The organism is Xanthomonas sp. NCPPB 1067, assembly GCF_020783795.1.
GTDB classification, from domain to species: domain Bacteria; phylum Pseudomonadota; class Gammaproteobacteria; order Xanthomonadales; family Xanthomonadaceae; genus Xanthomonas; species Xanthomonas melonis.
In genome coordinates this window covers 233,434-250,670 of record NZ_JAJGQG010000003.1, presented here as the reverse complement: position 1 = coordinate 250,670, position 17,237 = coordinate 233,434, and the positions used below count along the sequence as shown (strand labels likewise).

Annotated in this window: 17 protein-coding genes and 1 tRNA gene; 9 read left to right on the top strand and 9 right to left on the bottom strand. The window is 65.7% G+C overall.

From position 1 onward, the window contains the following. Positions 1–332: 332 nt before the first annotated feature. The 5 genes from LL962_RS04295 to LL962_RS04275 form a co-directional block, all read right to left on the bottom strand. Complete coding sequence (locus tag LL962_RS04295) at positions 333–725, bottom strand: H-NS histone family protein (RefSeq protein ID WP_104586664.1); 393 nt, start codon at positions 723–725, stop codon at positions 333–335. 88 nt (positions 726–813) lie between these two features. Beyond that, positions 814–1,203 carry a hypothetical protein gene (locus LL962_RS04290; RefSeq protein ID WP_228316036.1) on the bottom strand — a complete coding sequence of 130 codons (390 nt, stop codon included), beginning with the start codon at positions 1,201–1,203 and terminating at the stop codon, positions 814–816. Between the two features lie 376 nt (positions 1,204–1,579). Then, complete coding sequence (locus LL962_RS04285) at positions 1,580–2,125, bottom strand: STN domain-containing protein (RefSeq protein WP_228316024.1); 546 nt, start codon at positions 2,123–2,125, stop codon at positions 1,580–1,582. A 242-nt stretch (positions 2,126–2,367) separates the two neighbouring features. Further along, positions 2,368–2,441, bottom strand: a tRNA-Gly gene (locus LL962_RS04280). Between the two features lie 270 nt (positions 2,442–2,711). Next, positions 2,712–4,496, bottom strand: a complete 1,785-nt coding sequence (locus tag LL962_RS04275) for an autotransporter outer membrane beta-barrel domain-containing protein (RefSeq protein ID WP_228316035.1) — start codon at positions 4,494–4,496, stop codon at positions 2,712–2,714. Positions 4,497–4,688: 192 nt separating this feature from the next. Here LL962_RS04275 and thiS point away from each other — a divergent pair, with 192 nt between their 5' ends. The 4 genes from thiS to LL962_RS04255 all read left to right on the top strand — a co-directional run bounded on the left by thiS (position 4,689) and on the right by LL962_RS04255 (position 8,680). Further along, positions 4,689–4,889: a sulfur carrier protein ThiS gene (gene thiS / locus LL962_RS04270; protein WP_104586668.1), complete on the top strand. Its 201-nt coding sequence runs from the start codon at positions 4,689–4,691 to the stop codon at positions 4,887–4,889. 49 nt (positions 4,890–4,938) lie between these two features. Beyond that, positions 4,939–5,733 (top strand): thiazole synthase, encoded by a 795-nt coding sequence (locus LL962_RS04265; protein WP_104586669.1) that lies wholly within the window; start codon positions 4,939–4,941, stop codon positions 5,731–5,733. Positions 5,734–5,983: 250 nt separating this feature from the next. Continuing rightward, positions 5,984–6,742 carry a tRNA (guanosine(46)-N7)-methyltransferase TrmB gene (gene trmB / locus LL962_RS04260; protein WP_104586671.1) on the top strand — a complete coding sequence of 253 codons (759 nt, stop codon included), beginning with the start codon at positions 5,984–5,986 and terminating at the stop codon, positions 6,740–6,742. A 75-nt stretch (positions 6,743–6,817) separates the two neighbouring features. Beyond that, a complete protein-coding gene (locus LL962_RS04255; protein ID WP_228316023.1) occupies positions 6,818–8,680 on the top strand; it encodes an SLC13 family permease in 1,863 nt (620 codons plus the stop codon). Between the two features lie 205 nt (positions 8,681–8,885). Here the strand turns inward: LL962_RS04255 and LL962_RS04250 are convergent, their stop codons facing one another. Further along, on the bottom strand, positions 8,886–9,227 hold the full coding sequence (locus LL962_RS04250) for a Rieske (2Fe-2S) protein (RefSeq protein WP_104586673.1): 342 nt from the start codon (positions 9,225–9,227) through the stop codon (positions 8,886–8,888). A 227-nt stretch (positions 9,228–9,454) separates the two neighbouring features. Between LL962_RS04250 and LL962_RS04245 the strand changes: the two genes are divergently transcribed. The 5 genes from LL962_RS04245 (at position 9,455) to LL962_RS04225 (ending at position 13,769) form a co-directional block, all read left to right on the top strand. Further along, positions 9,455–9,730 carry a hypothetical protein gene (locus LL962_RS04245; protein ID WP_104586674.1) on the top strand — a complete coding sequence of 92 codons (276 nt, stop codon included), beginning with the start codon at positions 9,455–9,457 and terminating at the stop codon, positions 9,728–9,730. Between the two features lie 200 nt (positions 9,731–9,930). Next, the gene (locus LL962_RS04240) at positions 9,931–10,644 is read left to right on the top strand and encodes a fumarylacetoacetate hydrolase family protein (RefSeq protein WP_104586675.1); all 714 of its coding nucleotides are present in this window, start codon (positions 9,931–9,933) and stop codon (positions 10,642–10,644) included. 61 nt (positions 10,645–10,705) lie between these two features. Then, positions 10,706–11,137 carry a large-conductance mechanosensitive channel protein MscL gene (gene mscL, locus LL962_RS04235; RefSeq protein WP_228316022.1) on the top strand — a complete coding sequence of 144 codons (432 nt, stop codon included), beginning with the start codon at positions 10,706–10,708 and terminating at the stop codon, positions 11,135–11,137. 109 nt (positions 11,138–11,246) lie between these two features. After that, positions 11,247–12,665, top strand: a complete 1,419-nt coding sequence (locus tag LL962_RS04230; RefSeq protein WP_228316021.1) for a M28 family peptidase — start codon at positions 11,247–11,249, stop codon at positions 12,663–12,665. 51 nt (positions 12,666–12,716) lie between these two features. After that, the gene (locus LL962_RS04225; RefSeq protein ID WP_228316020.1) at positions 12,717–13,769 is read left to right on the top strand and encodes a LacI family DNA-binding transcriptional regulator; all 1,053 of its coding nucleotides are present in this window, start codon (positions 12,717–12,719) and stop codon (positions 13,767–13,769) included. Positions 13,770–13,887: 118 nt separating this feature from the next. Here LL962_RS04225 and LL962_RS04220 read toward each other — a convergent pair whose 3' ends face one another. The 3 genes from LL962_RS04220 to LL962_RS04210 form a co-directional block, all read right to left on the bottom strand. Next, on the bottom strand, positions 13,888–14,928 hold the full coding sequence (locus tag LL962_RS04220) for a cytochrome P450 (protein WP_228316019.1): 1,041 nt from the start codon (positions 14,926–14,928) through the stop codon (positions 13,888–13,890). A gap of 115 nt (positions 14,929–15,043) precedes the next feature. Then, on the bottom strand, positions 15,044–15,133 hold the full coding sequence (locus tag LL962_RS04215; RefSeq protein ID WP_016851134.1) for a tryptorubin family RiPP precursor: 90 nt from the start codon (positions 15,131–15,133) through the stop codon (positions 15,044–15,046). A 339-nt stretch (positions 15,134–15,472) separates the two neighbouring features. Next, entirely contained in the window at positions 15,473–17,155 is a 1,683-nt protein-coding gene (locus LL962_RS04210; protein WP_228316018.1) for a glycoside hydrolase family 6 protein, read from the bottom strand. Between the last annotated feature and the right edge of the window lie 82 nt (positions 17,156–17,237).

Here is a 17,237-nt window from a genome sequence, read left to right as displayed (position 1 = left end):
GAGAGGCGTTGGCTGTGAGAGGCGTTGGCTGTGAGAGGCGTTGGCTGTGAGAGGCGTTGGCTGTGAGAGGCGTTGGCTGTGAGAGGCGTTGGCGCATGCATCGTCGCCGGGGCTTACGCTGCCTGGCCTGTGTCGCGACGAATCGACGCCGAGCAGCGGTAGTACGATGCGATCCGGGCAGGCAAAACCAGCGCCGTTCGGCGAGCCGTAGACCGCGAAGCATTGCACCACCAGACGCCGCGTCTGGCGCAACCAGTCACGCGTGTGCAGCGACTGACGGCCGCGTCCTTCAGACCCGCTCGAGCGTCGACCCGTCCTTGCTCGCGGACTGCTTAGCCGGGATAAAGCGGAAAGCGCTTGTCCGGGTGCTTGGCCTTCCATTCCTTGTACGAACTGGTGCCTTCCCAGGCCTTGAACGCGCGCGGCGTACGGCCGCGCCCGGACCAGGTTTCGCCCGAATGCGGGAGCCAGTACTTGGCCAGGACCTCGCCTGTGGACGCCAGCGGCCCCTTGGACTTGCCGGTCATGGCGAGCGAAGCGATCTGGGATTTCTGCTTGGCATTGAAGCGGCTGGCGAACTGGGTCAACACTTCCACGACCTGGTCGAAGGCTTCCAGCGTCTGGGAATACTTGAGCTGCGCCTCCTCCTGCTCGAGCTTGCGCAGTTCTTCCAGCAATTGGGCTTTGGCGGCGGCGGTGGGTGAATCAGGCGGAACCTGGCGCATTGACGAAGCGGGGCTTGGGTGGGTCAACGAGTATTGCCGCTGGGCCGCCCAGCGTAAAGCGTCTGGCGGCTGGCGGGTCTGCTCGCGCTCAGCGATGGCGCAGCAAGGCCTGCTCGCGGGCCATGGTCAGCACCGGCCCGATGCGCCCGGCCCGTATCAGTTCGCTGCAGTGCTTGCCCACGAATTCCACGCGCGGCGCGGTGAACCATTGCACCACCCGGTCCAGCTGACCTGCGTTGATCGACCAGGCATGGCAGACCGCCTCGCCCAGTTCCTCGACCCCCACCAGGCCCATCTCGCGGATCTGCTCGGAATCGAGCTTGAACATCTCGAGCACCTTTTCGGCATCGTCGGGCGTGCCGCAGCGGACCGGCTGCTGTTCCGGCCCGGCTCGATACGCGATCGAGGCCATCCGCGCAGACTCGGCGCGACGCATGCCCTTGACCAGCGCTCCAACCAGTTGGGAATAGGTAGTGATCATGGTGCTCGCTCGGTGGTGCATGCACTATGCGCACCGGCGACGACCCGCTCAATCAGGAGGTTCCTGACCGCGGGGAAGGAAATTTCGCAACAGTCCAGTCATGGTTTTCGGCGCAGCCTCGCTGCAATCGATGTCATGGACGCTGCGAAAAAACCGGACCCCCCCGGCTTCGTGGCGATGCGCTGAAGTCCCCACCGCCTAGCTTATCGCCACACTCACCGGACGCATCGGCGACGCAGGATCGCCATGGGGCGGAAGCCTGCGCCGAACGGATCGACCGAGCAAGGCGTGCCCCATGTGGGAGCCGACATGGGCGACAACGCGGCCTGTGCGATGGCCACGCGCGCGCGGCTTGCCGTCCTGGCCCACGCGCCTAGTGCCGTAGCGCCTGATCGACCGCCGTCAGCGTGCGCTCGTACGACGCACGCTCGGCCGCACTCAAGAACCCTTGCTCGCGCACATGCCGGAGCACCCCCTTCTCCACCTTGGCCAGTTCCGCAACAAGGCGGCGCGACTGCCCTTGCGTCACGTCGCCTTGCTTGCGCGCCTGTGCGATCGTCTCCCGCAGCACCGCGGTGCGCCCAAAAAAATAGTGTTGCTGCGCCCGATCGACCTGCCAGCGGCCTTGCACGGGCCGAACCTCAAGCCCGCTGCCACGCACGGATTGGATGAATGCCTGATCGGCGCTCAGGGAGCCCGACAGCGCCACGGAACGCTTGTCCTGCGTCAATCCAGGGTCCACGTCCACGGCACATCCGGTCCGATGCGCCAATTCTTGCAAACGCTCATCCAGCCGCTGTGCCGGCAGCGACAGTGGGAACGGCCCCGGCTGACAGGCCGCCACGGCCTGCCCCGCGCACAGAAACACGTTCCCGAATGCAACAGCGATCGGCAGCAACCGATTGCAAACAACAGACATGGCGGCATCCAGATCCGCACGGACATACGTGCAAACCAACGCTAGACCCGCAGGACCCAACGGCGACCAAATCGACAGGACACATCACTCGCCACGCCTTCCGCAGCACACGCTCCGATCACATCGTCGGCGCGGCTGTAGTAGGTGAATTCTTCCAACGGGCTGGCTGCAGGAGCGCAGCTGGTCGCGGAGCGAACCGGAAATTGCGGAGCGGGCAGAAACGCCGGAACACTCGCGGCATATGGAGCGGGCGATGGGAATCGAACCCACGTCAGTAGCTTGGGAAGCTACAGCTCTACCATTGAGCTACGCCCGCCTGGCGTGGTGAGAGTGTAGGCGGGTGCGGGCATCGGGCGCAATGTGCGCGTGACATGCAGCAGCACCGGGACATGGCCGACTCGCCACAACTAGGCCACTTTCTCCGCCACCACGCGGCCGATCTGGGCCGAACCGGTGGTGACCGGCAAGCGAGCGGCCAGACACGCTGCGCCTGGATCCCGGCCAGGCATTGCGAGGATCCCACACGCAACGAGGGCCGGTTGCCCGGCCCTCGTGTCTTGCTGGTGCTGCAAGCTCTACGACGCGATCAGAATGCGCCGCTGAAATTCACGAACAGGGTCGCATCGCGTGCGCTGCGCTGGGCAGTGGTGGTGCTCAGGCCGATGTTGCTCTGCAGGCCCCACAGGCCGGTGCGCGCACCCAGTACCACGGTGGCGTAATTGCGATCGAAGTTCTGACCCGGGACGGTGTACATGCCTACCTGCGGCATCGACTGCAGCCAGGCGCTGGCTTCGCCGCCATCCTTGAACTCGTGGTCGTAGGTGGCCTGCAGGTAGGGCTTGACCATGGCGCCATCCAGACGCACCTGGAAGCCGACCCGGCCCACCAGCGAATCGATGTCCTGATCGGCATAGCCCAGCGCGGTCGCGCCTGCGTTGCTTTCGGTGTAGCCGTCGAGCTTGATCTTCTGCCAGGTCAGGCCGGCCACCGGGCCGTACTTGACGTTGCCTTCGCCCAGCGAATAGCCGGCGTTGAGCGCGGCGGTGAGGTTGCTGCCGTCCGGCGAACCGCTGTGCACGCGGGTGGCCGGCCCGAGCTGCACTTCGCGGTCCACGTCGTAGCTCAGCCAGCTGTAGCTGACCTGGGCATTGACCCACACCGGGCCGGTGTACCAGCCGAAGAAACCGCCCAGGGTGGTGTCGTCCTGCTTGAAGCTGCCATTGCGGTTGCCGAAGTCGGCGTCCATGCGGCCGAAACCGGCAAAGCCACCGAAGACCAGATCGCCCGCCGTCCAATCCACACCGAACAGGCCCGCCGGCGCCATGCCGTCGTACAGGTCGGCGTGGTCGTAGCGCTGCATGTCGCCACGCACGCTCCCCCACCAGCGCAGGCCGTCGGCGTCAGGCTTGCCGTCCAGATGCCAGGCCACCTGATCGGCGCGCGCGCGGCCGCCGGCCTGCGCGGAATGGGTCAGCACCTGCTGCAGACGCGGCGCTTCCAGCAGCGAGATCGCGTACTGGCCCAGGATCTGATGGACTGCGGTGGTCGGATGGATGCCGTCTGCGAACACATAGGTGTTCTGCGCATTGGCCGCGACCAGGCTGGTCGGGTTGCAGGCCGGCAGCGCCAGCGCCGGGTTGCAGGCGGTGCTGGTGACGTTACTGAAACCAAAGGTGCCCGGCGTGGCGACGATTTCCTGCAGCATGTGGAAGGTATCGACCGGGATCACGCGCAGGCCAGCCGACTGCAGGCCGTTGAACAAGGCCGTGTTGTAGGTGGTGGCCGCAGCGGTGCCCTGCGCCATTCCCACAGCGCCGCCAGCGCGGAAGCGCGGGGTGAGGCCGACGTCCGGGATGGTGGGCACCATGACGTAGCGCGCGCCGGCATTCTGCAGGGTGGCCACGGCACCGACCTGTGCGGTGACCGCGCCGCCGATGATGGCCTGCGCCTGCGCCGGAGCGAGGGACGCGGCGAGCAGGTCGTTGGCGCCGCCCCACACGGTGTAGAGCGCGTTCGGGTCGGCGCGGCCGCCGTTGGCAGTGAGGTAGGTATTGATCTGGCTGGTCACCGACGGTGCGGCGCCGAGCACGCTGACCGAGCTGGCCTGGATACGCGCGCCGCCGGCAGCGTAGTTGTCGCCGATCTGGCCATTGCCGTTGGGCGCGGCATTGGTGGCGAAGTGGTCGGCCACGTACTCGGCCCATACCCAGCCCGGGTTGGTGGTGAACTTGCCGGTGACTGGGCGCGAGGCGGCCGGCAGCAGCGGGTTGTAGTAGCCGCTGTCGGTCAGGCTGTCACCGAAGAAGACGGTGCGATCGAAGGCCGACTCGGCCATGGCCGGGGTGGCCGCGATGGCGATGGCAACGGCCATCAGGGAACGGATCGGGCGAAATGTTGAAGCCATGGGAGTGCCTGTGTGATGGGAGTGGGACCGGGGATCGACCTGCTGCATACGTACGCCGGCGCATGGCAATGGTTTCATCCTGGCCGCCCGTGCTCACGCTGCATCGCCGCATAACGCAAAAACGCGCGCCCGGACGGCGCGCGATGCAACAATGATGACATGAACATTCAACTCAACGGCAGCCCGCGCGCACTTCCCGACCAACTGACACTGGCCGCCTTGCTGGAGCAGGAGGGCCTGGCCCAGCGGCGCGTGGCAGTGGAAGTCAACGGCGAGATCGTTCCACGTGGGCAACACGCCACGCATGCGCTGCATGCAGGCGACGTGGTGGAAATCGTACATGCGCTGGGCGGCGGCTGATGCGTCACGCCGCCCGACGCACCTGAGCACGATGGGTGATAATTGCGCCATGACGAATCCTGCCCCCTCCGACGCGCTGGTCATTGCCGGCAACCGCTACCGTTCGCGCCTGCTCACCGGCACCGGCAAGTTCAAGGATCTGGACCAAACCCGCCTGGCCACCGAGGCGGCCGCCGCCGACATCGTGACCGTGGCGATCCGCCGCGTGAACATCGGCCAGGACCCCAACGCGCCCAGCCTGCTCGACGTGCTGCCGCCGGACCGCTATACCCTGCTGCCCAACACCGCCGGCTGTTACACCGCCGAAGACGCAGTACGCACCTGTCGGCTGGCGCGCGAACTGCTGGACGGCCACACCCTCACCAAGCTGGAGGTGCTGGGCGACGAGAAGACGCTGTACCCGGACGTGGTGCAGACGCTCAAGGCCGCCGAGCAACTGGTCGCCGACGGCTTCGACGTCATGGTCTATACCTCCGACGATCCGATCCTGGCCAAGCGGCTGGAAGAGATCGGCTGCGTGGCGGTGATGCCGCTGGCCGCGCCGATCGGCTCGGGCCTGGGTATCCAGAACAAATACAACCTGCTGGAAATCATCGAGAACGCCAAGGTACCGATCATCGTGGATGCCGGCGTGGGCACCGCCTCGGATGCGGCGATCGCGATGGAGCTGGGCTGCGATGGCGTCCTGATGAACACCGCCATTGCCGGCGCACGCGATCCGATCCTGATGGCCAGCGCCATGCGCAAGGCGGTCGAGGCCGGACGCGAGGCCTTCCTGGCCGGGCGCATTCCGCGCAAGCGCTATGCGTCGGCGTCGAGCCCGGTGGATGGCGTGATTGGATGAGTGGGTGGTCTGCGTTGACATTGCGGCCGAGGCGCAATGATTGGCAGTGCGGCGTGCCGGATATGACCGCTGCCAGATCGCGCGTTGCTGCGAGCGCCCCGTCACACCGTACTCTCACCCCAACCCCCGCTCTGCGCCCCGGCCCGCGCCTGCGTCGCGGGCGCTCCTCGGCACGCGCGCCCACGGCGCGCAAGCTGTGCCTCCTCGCCCCGGTGGGAGAGGGGCGTTCGTTTCGTCGATGACTTAATTCATGACCGACCCTTTCACCAGCAACGGCGCCAAGATGCCGCCCAAACCCTTCACCATCGAAGAGGGCCGCCGCCAGGTGCGCAGCTTCGTGTTGCGCCAGGGGCGCTTCACGCCTGCGCAGCAGCGCGCCTTCGACGCGCTGTGGCCGCGGTTCGGATTGGACTACACCGGTGCACCGCGCGATCTGGATGCCACCTTCGGCCGCAGCGCCCCCAAGGTACTGGAGATCGGTTTCGGCAACGGCGCCGCGCTGCGCTTCGCCGCCCAGCATGACCCCAGCCGCGACTACATCGGCATCGAGGTACATGCACCCGGTGTAGGCCGCCTGCTCAATGCGCTGGACGAAGACGGCAGCGCGCATGTGCGCCTCTACCACCACGACGCGGTGGAAGTGCTGGAACGCGAAATCGCCGATGGCGCGCTGGACGAGGTGCGCATCTACTTCCCGGACCCCTGGCACAAGAAGCGGCACAACAAGCGCCGCCTCATCCAGCCGGCCTTTGCGCAGTTGCTGGTGCGCAAGCTGCGCCAGGGCGGCCGCCTGCATGCCGCCACCGACTGGGCCGATTACGCCGAACAGATGTGGGACGTGCTCGATGCCACCGACGGACTGGTCAACCGCGCCGGCCCGCGCGGCCACGTCGAACGCCCGGCCTGGCGACCGCAGACCCACTTCGAAACCCGCGGCCAGAAGCTTGGCCATGGCGTGTGGGATCTGTTGTACGACCGGGATTCGGGTGTGGGGATTGGGGATTCGTAACAGCGCCTTCCCGCACAATCGACGCCGCAGCAGCTCAACGAATCCCCACTCCCGAATCACGAATCCCGGCCACTAATGGACACCGCGCTGACGCTGACCAACGATATGAAGCTCGTCCTCGGGCTGGTCGGCTTCACGATGGCGATGTTCCTGTTCGAGCGCATCCGCGCCGACGTGGTGGCGTTGATCGTGCTGGTGGTGCTGGGCGTCACCGGGCTGGTGGCGCCGGAAGAACTGTTCGGCGGTTTTTCCGGTAACGCGGTGATGAGCATCATCGCCACCACCATCCTCGGCGCAGGCCTGGAACGCACCGGCGCGTTGAACCGGCTGGCCAGCTGGTTGCTGCGGCGCTCGCACGGCAGCGAGCAGCGGCTGATGATGATGACGCTGGGCATCTCCGGTTTGAACTCGTCATTCATGCAGAACCCGTCGGTGATGGCGTTGTATCTGCCGGTGGCCTCGCGCCTTGCCGCACGCACCGGGCTCACCCTGCAGCGCATGCTGCTGCCGATCGCTTCGGCCATCGTGATGGGCGGTGCACTCACCATGGTGGGTAACTCGCCGTTGATCCTGCTCAACGACCTGCTGGTGTCGGCCAACAACAACCTGCCCTCGGGCATGGCCAGCATCGAGCCGCTGACGATGTTCGCGCCGCTGCCGATCGGCGTGGCCTTGCTGATCGCGGCGCTGCTGTACTTCCGCTTCTATGGCGACCGCAAGCTGATCGAGGAAGAGCGCCTGATCAACGAAGGCGTGACGCCGTCGCGCACCGAAAGCTATTTCGCCAAGACCTACGGCATCGATGGCGATGTGTTCGAGCTCATCGTCACCGCCGAAAGCCCGCTGGTCGGCATGACCCTGGGTGAAGCCGAGGCCCTGCACGATGCGCCGCTGCTGCTGGCGCTGAAGACCGGCAACGACACCCGTCTGGCGCCGCCGGCGGACATGCGCATCTGGGTCGGCAGCGTGCTGGGCGCGATGGGCCGGCGCCAGGAGGTGGCCGACTTCGCGCAGAACCATTTCCTGCGCATGTCCTCGCGGCTGCGCAACCTGGGCGATCTGTTCAACCCGAGCCTGGCGGGCATTTCCGAAGCGGTCATCCCGCCCAATTCGCGGTTGATCGGCAAGAGCGCCGGCGAACTGCGGCTGCGCAAGCAGGCCGGCATCAGCCTGCTGGCGATCAACCGCGACAAGCAGGTCATCCGCGAGGACGTGCGCAACGTGCCGCTGCGCGCCGGCGACATGTTGGTGTTCCACAGCATCTGGCAGGATCTGGCGCAGGCAGCGGAAAGCCGCGACTTCGTGCCGGTCACCGATTTCCCGAAGGGCGAACAACGCCCGCACAAATTCAAGATCGCCATGGCGATCTTCGCCTTCACCATCTTGATCGCACTGACCTCCAAGCTGCCGGTGGCACTGACGCTGATGACCGGCGTGGCCTGCATGCTGGTGGCCGGCGTGCTGCGCATGGACGAGGCCTACGCCTCGATCAACTGGAAGACCATCTTCATGATGGCCGGGCTGATTCCCCTGGGTTGGGCGATGGACAGCAGCGGCACCGCTGCCTGGGTCGCCGGCCACACCATCGACCGCCTGCCCGAAGGCATCCCGGTGTGGGCGCTGGAAATCAGCCTGGCGCTGCTGACCACCGCGTTCTCGCTGGTGATCAGCCATGTGGGTGCGACCATCGTGATGGTGCCCATCGCGGTCAACCTGGCGTTGGCGGCCAACGGCAACCCCACCGCCTTCGCACTGATCGTGGCGCTATCGGCATCCAACAATCTGATGACCGCCTCCAACCCGGTGATCTCGATGGTCGCCGGCCCGGCCAACTATCAGCCGCGCGAACTGTGGCGCGTGGGCGCACCGCTGGCGCTGATCTACATCGTGGTGATGGTGGCGATGATCAACCTGATGTTCTGGTGGGCGGCGCGCTGAGGGCGGCGATACGCCGGCGGATGCCTCACTCATTGCACGCGCCATGCAGCGACCACGCCAGACACCGGCGGGCCGCTGCACTCTGCGCGCAGGTCGCGGCCCGGTCGTCGCGCGCGCGGGCCATCTTCGACGCGCGCAGCGCTCCCGTTCTTGCGGTGACGTTCTGTCTTGCGCAGGGCTCGCGGGCCGCGCTGCGGGCGCTGCCCTAGGCGAGCAGCACCTGCCCTGCCTCGATGCGCACCGGCACCGCGACCAGCGATTGGCCGCGACATGGCCCGCTGATGCATTCGCCTGCCCCCAGCTCGAATGCAGCGCCGTGCGCGGCGCAGACCAGATGGCCGTCTGCGGTCTTGAGAAACTGACCCGGCGCCCAGTCCAGCCGTCGGCCGGCATGCGGACAGACATTCAACCAGGCACGCACCTGCTCGCCGTCGCGGTACAGCACCAGCGATTCGGCACTGCCGCCCCACACCGCCTCCACTTCCAGCACTCCGGCATCGGGAATCTGTGCGACGGCGACAAGCGGGACGGGCGATGGCGCGGACATTGGCACTGGCTGCTGACGGTGGGCGGCGATTGTGGCATGCGCCTGGCTACGGCCGCTGCCGGCGGCCTGTGGTGCAGGCAGGCGGACCTGACGACCGTCATGGGCATGCGCTTGCCCGTGATGTAATGCCCTTAACAAAACAGACGTAGATTTAACGAAGTTTTCACTCAATGACATGAAACCGCAACGATACTGCGCGCTCGTTTCCTGCCCGGCAGCCCACCGCCATGCCTGCACGCATTTTCCAATCCGGCCACCTGCATCACCTGTTTGCGCCGCGCAAGCCGCGCCACCCGCTGGTACGCGTCGCTGCCGGCCTTGCCGGGCTGGCCATTCTTGCGGTGCTGATCTTCTTCAGCGTCTTCGTGGGTGCGGCGATGATCCTGGGCGGCATCGCCTGGAAGCTACTGAGCAAGTCGAACCGGCGGGCGCCGCAGCAGGCGCGCGTGGTCGATGCCGAATACCGCGTGGTGCGCAAGCCTGCGCTGCCGATGTCGCACTGAGGCCTGCGCGGCACGCCTGCCGAGCCGGTCCACACTCCCACTGCATCGCATCGGCATGTCGACGGACATGCCGATGTCGTTTGCACGCCAAGATGCATCTACTGCGATGTGCCGGCCGCTGCCCGGTGCGCCATTGCCGAAGGTTCCGTCGTACGCCGTAGAGCGGCTAGACTCACGCGTCCCGTTCCGAGGATGCGCGCATGACCCACGATGTGATTCCCGCTGCCGATGTTCCGCGTATTCCGGTGATCGGCGGCGGCAATTTTCCAGTGCATCGCATCTATTGCGTCGGCCGAAACTTCGCCGACCACGCGCGTGAAATGGGTGCCAGCGCGCCGGCATCGAAGGCAGAACGCGGCCAGCCGACCTTCTTCATGAAGCCTGCCGACGCCATCGTGGTCGGCCACGGCGACCACATCGCCTACCCGCCCGGCACCCGGGAGCTGCACCACGAAGTGGAACTGGTGGTCGCGCTGGGGAGCGATGCGCCGGCGGGCGAAGTGCCAGTGGACCAGGCCGAGGCGTTGATCTACGGCTATGGTGTGGGCCTTGACCTGACCCGGCGCGATCTGCAGGCCGCTGCCAAAGCCAAGGGCCTGCCCTGGGATACCGCGAAGGGCTTCGACCAGTCCGCGCCGATCAGCGAACTGGTGCATGCCGGCGAGGTGGGCGCACTGGATGCGCTGAACCTGTCGCTGGAAGTCAACGGGCAGGTACGCCAGCAGTCGTTGCTGGATCAGATGATCTGGAGCGTGCCGGAAATCCTGCACGAGCTCTCCAAACTCTACGCACTGCGCGCCGGCGATCTGATCTTCATGGGCACACCAGCCGGCGTGGGGCCCTTGCTGCCGGGCGACCAGTTCAGTGCGCGCCTGGAGAACGTGGCCGAGCGCCACGGCATCATCGCGGGCTGACATCGGCCGGGCTAGGATCGGCTCAGCGGCAGTTGGTCCGCGACCGCATCAGGAGTGCGCTATGGGAATGGTCAGCGAATTCAAACAATTCGCAATGCGCGGCAACGTCATCGATCTTGCGGTCGGTGTGGTCATCGGCGCGGCGTTCGGCAAGATCGTCACCGCATTGGTGGAGAAGATCATCATGCCGCCGATCGGCTGGGCCATCGGCAACGTGGATTTTTCGCGCTTGGCGTGGGTACTCAAGCCGGCCGGGGTCGACGCTACCGGCAAGGAGATTCCGGCCGTGGTGATCGGCTACGGCGATTTCATCAACACCGTCGTGCAATTCGTGATCATCGCCTTCGCGATCTTCCTGGTGGTCAAGCTGATCAACCGTCTCAGCCATCGCAAGCCCGATGCGCCCAAGGGACCGAGCGAAGAAGTGCTGTTGCTGCGCGAGATCCGCGATAGTCTCAAGAGCGACACACTCAAGCCGCCGGTTGCGCCGTAAACGGCCCCATCCGCCGTGCGCGCGGCACGGGACAATGACCTTTCACACGCCGACAGGGGGACCTTGCGCTGATAAGCTCGAGGTCCCCCTGTCGTTTGGAGCCGCCTGCATGCGTCGCCTCGCTGTCGCCATTTCCGCCCTGCTCGCCTGCTCGTCTGCGCTCGCCGCGCAGACCACCATTCCCGACAGCGCGTTGCGCACCGCCACACAGCTGCGCGAGCAGGCGCTGACCGACACGACCGGCTTTGCAGTGGTGGAATCGCTGACCACCGAAGTGGGCCCACGCATCGCCGGTGGCGAAGCCGATCCGCGTGCAGTGGCCTGGGCCAAGGCCAAGTTCCAGGCCTTGGGCTTCGACAAGGTGTGGACCGAGCCGGTGACCTTTCCCAAGTGGGAGCGGCGTAGCGAACACGCTGCGGTGCTGGGCGCGCATGCACAACCGCTGACCATCACGGCCTTGGGTGGCAGCCCGGGGGGCAGTGTCGAGGGTGAAGTGGTGCGCTTCGAGACCCTTGCCGCGTTGCAGGCCGCGCCCGCAGGCTCGCTGGCCGGCAAGATCGCCTTCGTGGACTATCAAATGGTCAAGGCGCGCGACGGCAAGGATTACGGCAATGGCGGCGCGGTGCGCAGCAAGGGACCCTCGGAAGCGATCCGCAAGGGCGCGCTCGGCTTCGTGATGCGCTCGGCCGGCACCGATTCGCATCGCGTGCCGCATACCGGCATCACCCGGTTCGACGAGGGGCTTACGCCGGTGCCGGCAGCGGCCCTGTCGGTGCCCGACGCCAACCAGCTCGCGCGCCTGGTCGCCCTGGGCGCCACACGCATCCGCCTGAGCCTGGATTGCGGCTGGGACGGCACTGCCACGTCGTACAACGTGATCGGCGAAATCACCGGCCGCAGCAAGCCCAAAGAAGTGGTGGTGATCGGCGGGCACCTGGATTCCTGGGATCTGGGCACCGGTGCGATCGACGACGGCGCTGGCGTGGCGATCACCATGGCGGCCGGCCATCTGATCGGGCAACTCGAGCAGGCTCCCAAGCGCAGCATCCGCGTGGTGGCCTTCGCCAACGAAGAACAAGGCCTGTACGGCGGCAAGGCCTATGCCGCCGCGCACGGCAAGGATGCCAAGGACATGGCGCTGCATCAGATCGGCGCGGAGAGCGACTTCGGCGCAGGGCGGATCTATGCATTCAATACCGGCTCCGTAGCGCCGGACGCGTCGCGCGCTGCGACGAGGCAGATTGCCGAGGTGTTGGCACCGCTGGGCATCGAATACGCACCGACCAAGGGCGGGCCGGGCCCGGACGTCGGCCCGATCTCCGCCAAGGGCGGTGCCTGGGCATGGCTGGCGCAGGACGGCACCGACTACTTCGATCTGCACCATACCGCCGACGACACCCTGGACAAGATCGACCCGAAGGCGCTCGCGCAGAACGTGGCCGCCTACACCGTGTTCGCGTATCTGGCGGCCGAAGCCGATGGCGATTTCGGCAGCCGCGCCCGCGCTGTACAGCCGCCGAGCGAGTAAGCTGGCAGCGCATCGCCCGCTTGCGCTTCTACTCCAGGACGAGCACACACGATGGTGGTCAAGCGCAAACGCAGTGCGAACACCGCGGCGACGTTGCTGGATGTCGCCAAGCATGCAGGCGTGTCGCCGATGACCGCCTCGCGCGTGATCAACCGCCACCCGCATGTCGGGCAGGACATGCGGGAGCGGGTGGAAGCGTCGGTACAGGCGCTGGGCTACCGGCCCAATCTGGCGGGCCGCTCGTTGCGCACCAGCGGCCTGCTGCGCATCGGCGTGCTGTACAGCAACCCGAGCGCGGCCTATCTCAATCAATTCATGCTGGGCCTGCTCGAACAGAGCAGCCTCAATGGCAGCCAGGTACTGGTGGAAAAATGCGGCGCCATCCGCAGCCAGCGCGCCGCCACCGAGCGTCTGCTGGCGGCCGGCGTGGACGGCGTGATCCTGCCGCCGCCACTGTGCGATTCGCGTCAGACCATCGCCGAACTGGATGCACGCGGGATTCCGGTGGTGGCCGTGGCCAGCGGCGCGCCGATGGCGCAGATCAGCTCGGTGCGTATCGACGACTATCAGGCGGCGCGCGCCATCGTCGCGCATCTGATCGAGCTCGGACATCGGCGCATCGCCTTGATCAAGGGCGATCCGAAACATACGCCGAGCGCGCTGCGTGCCAACGGGTACGCCGACAGCCTGCAGGCGGCAGGTCTGGACATCGCCGACGACCTGATCGCAGACGGGCTGTTCACCTACCACTCCGGCCTGCTCGCCGCGCGCAGCCTGCTCGCCCGTCCGCAGCCGCCAACCGCGATCTTCTGCAGCAACGACGATATGGCCGCCGCCGCGGTCGCCGTCGCGCACGGATTGGGATTACGCGTGCCCGAGGACGTCTCGGTGGCCGGGTTCGACGACACGCCGGTGGCCACCACCATCTGGCCCGAACTCACCACCGTGCATCAACCGGTGGCCGCAATGGGGCGCGCGGCGGTTTCTCTGCTGGCCGATGCGATCCGCCAGCGGCGCAAGGGCGACTCGATGACCGGTGTGCACCAGGTCATGAAATACACCGTGGTCAAACGCGGCTCCACGGCAGCGCCGCCGCAGGGGTGAGTGCCTGACGCCCCTGAGCGATGGGCTGGCACCGGCTGTTCATGCGTATACGCCAGGGGGAACAGCCCTCCGGAAGATCTGCTGCAGCGCGGTCACCATGTGCAGGCAGTGCGTCGCGCTAGCTGCGTACGACATCGACCCGTGCCACACCCAGCAGGCCCGCCAGCGGCACCTGTGCCTGGCGCTGCCGCGGGTTGGCGACCAGCTTCTGATCGCGCAGGATGTCCAGCAAGCGCTCTGCCAGGGGCATCACCATGTGCCTGCCCCAGCAGCGCTCCGACGCGTGACCGAACGGCAGATAGCCGGGGACATCGTCAGGATCCAGCTGTTCCCAACGCTCAGGACGAAAGTCATCGGGCGATTCCCATAATGCAGGATCGCGGTGGCTCAACAATGGCAGCACCAACACGTCGTCCTGCACCCCGATGCGGCTGTCGAGCTGCGGATACTCCGGTGAAGCCGTGCGCAAGATGTTCCAGGACGGCGGCAACAGACGCAGCGATTCGTAGACGATGTTCCGGCTGGAACTTCCAGGATCGAAGGGCGATCCCAGCCACAGCGCATTGGCAACGAGCGTGGAAATGGTGAAGCACACCGGCGCGGCAGTTCGTCGATACAACCCCATCGCGAAGCGGCGCGCATCATAGCCATCTGCAGCAGCGGTCAAGGTAGCAAGTGCCGATGCATTGGCCTGCACCTTCAGTGGTGTCGTTGCACCTGCGGCGATGACGGCCCAGGTCAGCTTGGGTGTCAGTTCCAGTGTGCGGTCCATCAACAGGCGTAACCGCAGCGGGTCGCCGCCCAGCAGCAGATCGCGCAAGTACACGTGCCCCGCATGCGGCCACACACCGGCCAGATCCACACCCGCCGCAACGGGGCGTTTCAACGCCTCGCGGACATCACGCCCGATGGCTTGCATCAGTTTGGAGGCATGCGTGCGGGCAATGGATCTTCCCTGAAGCGGTTTGAAGGTCGGTCGCTCGCCTTCGGTCGCCGGACGCGCATCGAGCAATCGATGCGTCAGCAGAGGACCGGCAATCCCGACGGTATCTCCATCCAGCCGAAACACCTCCTTGCCCAGGTGTTCGCGCAGGAGAGCAAGCAGGCGCGGTGCGAACACCGTGGTCCTGCCTAATTCGGCGGCACTGGATACAGACATGCGCATCGCTCGGGTTCGGTAACGCCCGCGTCCGGCAGCACACTGACCTCGCGCGGGCGGGCATTGCCAACATCACACTGGGCGCAAGGCGGTGTCGGCCGCCCTGCTCAGCGAGTCAGTACCAGATGTACCAGGAGTAGGACTTCAGGCTCTTCTTGGAAGCGAGCAGGTTTTTGAGCGAGAACAGCATCTTCATGAGCGACATCCTGTTTGGGGAGTGGTTTGCCCGAGTGGGCGTTCGCACAATCGACAGCGGATCCTGCGAGCGGAAACGGTCGCGCCCGCCACACCACCCTACGCCCGGCACTCAGTGAAGACAATTGGCGAACATTGCGTACGCGCACACATTCGTCAGATGGCAGAAGCCAGATCACAACAACCCTCGGTTTGACATCCACAACTTCGCACCACAGACAAACGGACATGGCGGCCAGACGGCCGCCATGGTTTCAATCGGGATACGTTCACGACAGCGATGACTCGGTATCAGCAGCTGCCATCCATTTCCGGTGGGCACCGGCAGACCGATGCCCACCCGGCCGCATCACCTATTGGGCTTGGCACGCACGACAGCGGACGGGGCACTCGCTCCGGCCGCGCTGTTTGCGGTCACCACATAGTCGTAGTCGGCGCCGTTGCTGACCGACCGATCGACATACGACGCCGCGCCGACGGTGGACCCCACCGTGGTGAACGCTCCGGCTCCGCCGGCACGCCGCTGCACCGTGTAGCTGGTCGCTCCGGCCACTGGCGACCAGCTCAGCTTGACCCGGCTGTCGCCGACGGTGGCGGTGAGACCCCGCGTTGCACTGGGTGCCGCGACCGGTGCGGCGGTGGCGACCGTGGTGCTGGCGGTTGCGATGACCGGATACGCGTTGTTCACCAACTCGACGAACTGGTTGTGGAACCAGGCGCCGGAGATCGGCGCGCCGGGGAAGGAGCCGGACAACACCCCATCGGCGGTCGTGTAGGTGGGATCGCACATCCGGTCGAAGCCCTTGCCCTCATTGTTGGGAATGAGGGAGCTGGAGCCGTCGGATTCGCCCGGCGGCTTGACCCAGGCATACGCATCCAGATGCGGACCAGGTGCGGCCGTCGGCAGCTCGCCGATGCCCGCGCCCTTCTGATTGCACCAGTTACCGCGGTGCAGACGGCGATCGATGCGGCCGGAATTGACGTAACTGGTGATGTCGTTACCGAAGGCGCCGCTCGGGCGATTCGGCCCGCCCCAACCATTACGGCCGGTATCGACGATGAAACCGATGGAGCTGGGCCAGCCCGCGCTGACGAACCCGTTGTACAGGGCCTGGGTAAAATCGGTCTCGTCGAAATACGGATTCCACTCGTAATACTTCGACGATTTGATCGGTTGCCCGTTGATGCTCAATTCGGGGTTGGGCAGATTCGGCTCGTTCAACGGCGTGGTATTGGCGGTATTGGTGACGAACCCGTCCACACTTGCAAGGCCGGCGGTTGTACCGCGCACCACCCTGGTGTAAAGCGAAATCGACGGGCCACGATTGCTATCCCAGCCCAGCCAGCCGGAATGGCCGATATCCAGGTAGTTGTAGGTGTTCGGGATGGCATGCAGCTTGTTGATGGCGTACTTGATGCCTTCTTCGTAAATGCCAGTGGAACTGGCCAACGCGCAGCGCATATCGTTCAAATTGGTGACCAGATTGGGAAGACTGTCCGGCTCGATCACGTTGACGATGCGAATATCCTTGTATTTCGGATCGGCGAATATCGCGGCGATCACGTCGATGTATTCCTTCTTGTAACGCTCCAGCGCTGCGGGGGTCAGCGGCAATTCGCCATTGGAGGCCAGCGCGTGGCAGTCGCGGCCCGGCAGGTTGTAAATCACGAAGCTGGCCGTGATCGGCGTATTTGGCTTCTTCTGTGCCAGTGCGGCATCCAGATGCCCTCGCAAACCCAGCCGTCCGGCGTTCTGCGAGCCTCCGCCGATCGCAGCGATGCGGTCCAGCCACACCGCGGTGGGGTAGGTCTTCACCACGCCCATCTTTGCCTTCAGCGGAAGGCCCTTGACCTTCGCGATCGATGCATCGACCTTCTTGGCGTAATCGGGATTGACATACCCGCTGGCGCCAACGAACGGATTGTCGACATGGGCTTGCGCGCCCACCGCCCCGATCAAAAACGGGTTCACTGCCAATAGCGAGAGCGCCAGCGAGCGTTTGAGATTCCGACGAATGCCTTTCCTGGTCATGACTTTCACCTTAGTGATCTTCGGAGGGTTATTACTAGCGTTGGACTGCAGCACGTCCTTCGATTGCCTTCGGTTCTTGAAA